Source organism: Haladaptatus sp. AB618 (assembly GCF_024136965.1).
In the GTDB taxonomy this organism is placed as follows: Archaea; Halobacteriota; Halobacteria; order Halobacteriales; family Haladaptataceae; genus Haladaptatus.
Genome location: NZ_JAMYJX010000020.1, coordinates 1 through 3,375 on the forward strand (window position 1 = coordinate 1; position 3,375 = coordinate 3,375).

Genomic DNA, 3,375 nt, shown 5'->3' on the forward strand with positions numbered 1-3,375 from the left:
AAAGAATCAATCCCAACAAACCGATGCACCAACCCGTGAAAACGCGGTTGGGAAGGGTTCGAAACACGCACTCGGCGACCACCGTGTCGTGTAATGACAACCGTATGTACGTGCAATCCAGACGTCCACTGGACTCACAACCGTGAGTTAACAGTGAAACCAAGTTATTCCAACGTGGCTACTGTGCCACCTGGTGAATGGCTCGGCTCGAGCGCCGACGACGGACGTGCCAAGCTGCGAAAAGCCTGAGGAAGCCGCACGGAGGCTAAGAACTCAGGATCTCCGAATGGGAATCCCCCCGCAATTGCCTCGCGCAATGGGGAACGCCGAGAACTGAAACATCTCAGTATCGGCAGGAACAAAAAGCAAACGCGATGTCGCTAGTAACGGCGAGTGAACACGACAAAGTCCAAACCGAAGCCCTCACGGGCAATGTGGTGTACGGACTGACTCTCATCGTCCGAACCGTCTCATGAAGTCTCCTGGAACGGAGCGTGAAACAGGGTGATAACCCCGTAATGAGATCAAGTACGACGTGCGTCAGCTCCCGAGTAGCAGGGGTCGGAAATCCCTTGTGAATGTCGCGGGCAACGACCGCGAAGACTCAATACGACTCGAGACCGATAGCGAACAAGTAGTGTGAACGAACGCTGAAAAGCACCCCGAAAAGGGAGGTGCAATAGGGCCTGAAATCAGGTGGCGATGGAGCGACAGGGCATACAAGGCCCAGCAAAAAACGACCCAGGTGCAAGCCTGCAGTAGGAATTGCTGGGAGCCGATGTTCTGTCGTACGTTTTGAAAAACGAGCCAGGGAGTGTATCTAATTGGCGAGCCTAACCCGAGTATCGGGGCAGGCATAGGGAAACCAATACGGCCGCAGCACTTTGTGTGAGGGCCACCGTCTTCAAGGGCGGGGAGTCAACTGGATACGACCCGAAACCGGATGATCTACGCATGAGCAAGGCGAAGCGTGGCGAAAGCCACGTGGAGGCCTGTTAGAGTTGGTGTCCTACAATACCCTCTCGTGACTTATGTGTAGGGGTGAAAGGCCCATCGAATCCGGCAACAGCTGGTTCCAACCGAAACATGTCGAAGCATGACCTTCACTAAGGTAGTTCGTGGGGTAGAGCGACCGATTGGGAGTCTCGCCTCCGAGAGGAGTCGACCTCCCTGTCAAACTCCAAACCTACGGACGCCGTTGACGTGAGGAATCCGGTGCGCGGGGTAAGCCTGTGTACCGTGAGGGAGACAACCCAGAGCTGGGTTAAGGTCCCAAAGTGCGAGCTAAGTGCGATTGAAGGTGGTCGCAAGCCCTAAACAGCCGGGAGGTGAGCTTAGAAGCAGCTACCCTCTAAGAAAAGCGTAACAGCTTACCGGCCGAGGTTTGCGGCGCCGAAAATGATCGGGGCTCAAGCTCGCCACCGAGACCTAGCAGCACTCTTGACCGAGTGATCTAGTAGGTTGGCATTCTGAATGGGTGGAAGTACGGGCGAGAGTTCGTATGGACCGTTCAGTATCGAAAATCCTGGCCATAGTAGCAGCGTTAGTCGGGTTAGACCCCCGACGACCTAATGAGTAAGGGTTCCTCAGCAATGCTGATCAGCTGAGGGTTAGCCGATCCTAAGTCTCACCGTAATTCGAATGAGACAATAGGGAAACTGGTTAATATTCCAGTGCTAACACCATTAAAAGTCGACGCCTCAGGAAACACCAAGCCGGGCCTTCGCCCGGTCGAATCGTCCAACTCCGTGGAAGCCGTAATGGCAGGAAGCGGAAGAATGGCGAGATAGCGAAAGTTGGTGGTACCCGGGGCCCGTGAAAAGACGAGTGTGTTAATCGTACCGAGATCCGACACAGGTACTCTGGCGGTGAAAGCCAAGGTCTGTCGGGAGCAACCGACGTTAGGGAATTCGGCAAGTTAGTCCCGTAAGTTCGCGATAAGGGATGCCTGCTCTGCATAAGAGCAGGCCGCAGTGACTCGGACGCTCCAACTGTCTAGTAACAACATAGGTGACCGCAAATCCGCAAGGACTCGTACGGTCACTGAATCCTGCCCAGTGCGGGTATCTGAACACCTAGTACAATAGGACGAAGGACCCGTTAACGGCGGGGGTAACTATGACCCTCTTAAGGTAGCGTAGTACCTTGCCGCTTCAGTAGCGGCTTGCATGAATGGATCAATGAGAGCGTCACTGTCCCAACGTTGGGCCCGGTGAACTGTACATTCCAGTGCGGAGTCTGGAGACCCCCAAGGGGAAGCGAAGACCCTATAGAGCTTTACTGCAGGCTGTCGCTGGGACGTGGTCGCTACTGTGCAGAATAGGTAGGAGCCGTTACACAGGTATCCGCGCTAGCGGATCACCGAGGCATCATTGAAATACTACCCGGTAGTGACTGCGACCCTCACTCCTGGCGGAGGACACCGGTAGCCAGGCAGTTTGACTGGGGCGGTACGCGCTCGAAAAGATATCGAGCGCGCCCCAAGATTTCCTCACTCGGGTCGGAGACCCGAGGAAGAGCGCAAGAGCAAAAGGAAGTCTGACAGTGTCCTACACAACGAGGGACGCTGACGTGAAAACGTGGTCTAGCGAACCAATGAGGCTGCTTGTTGCGGCCCATTGATGACAGAAAAGCTACCTTAGGGATAACAGAGTCGTCACCGGCAAGAGCACATATCGACCCGGTGGCTTGCTACCTCGATGTCGGTTCCCTCCATCCTGCCCGTGCAGAAGCGGGCAAGGGTGAGGTTGTTCGCCTATTAAAGGAGGTCGTGAGCTGGGTTTAGACCGTCGTGAGACAGGTCGGCTGCTATCTATTGGGGGTGTTACGGTATCTGACGAGAACGTTCGTATAGTACGAGAGGAACTACGAATGGGTGCCACTGGTGTACCGGTCGTTCGAAAGAGCGCGTGCCGGGCAGCTACGCACCACGGGGTAAGAGCTGAACGCATCTAAGCTCGAAACCCACTTGGAAAAGAGATACCACCGAGATCACTCGTAGAAGACGAGTTCGATAGGCTCGGGATGTACGCGCCGAGGCAACGAGGCGTTCAGTCCGCGAGTACTAACAGATCGACGCCACACAATCATACCGCATTTGGTCTTCACACTCATGGAGTGTGAGTCCAGGCGTATACTGGATTGCACATACATTACGGTTCATTCGAACCATCAACGATTGGTATCCATATGTCACGGTTCGATTCCGTGAGTTGACGTTAAGGCGGCCAGAGCGACAGGGCGACACCCGTACCCATCCCGAACACGGAAGTTAAGCCTGTCTGCGTTTCGGTCAGTACTGGAGTGCGCGAGCCTCTGGGAAATTCGATTCGCCGCCTCCATTCATACTTCATTCATTAACCCTCACAGAGCCAC

Annotated in this window: 2 rRNA genes; both read left to right on the forward strand. The window is 54.8% G+C overall.

The window, feature by feature from the left end:
* Positions 1 to 169 precede the first annotated feature (169 nt).
* Positions 170 to 3,087 (forward strand): 23S ribosomal RNA (locus tag NKF26_RS23875).
* Positions 3,088 to 3,219: 132 nt separating this feature from the next.
* Positions 3,220 to 3,341: ribosomal RNA gene (gene rrf / locus NKF26_RS23880) — 5S ribosomal RNA — on the forward strand.
* Positions 3,342 to 3,375: the final 34 nt, after the last annotated feature.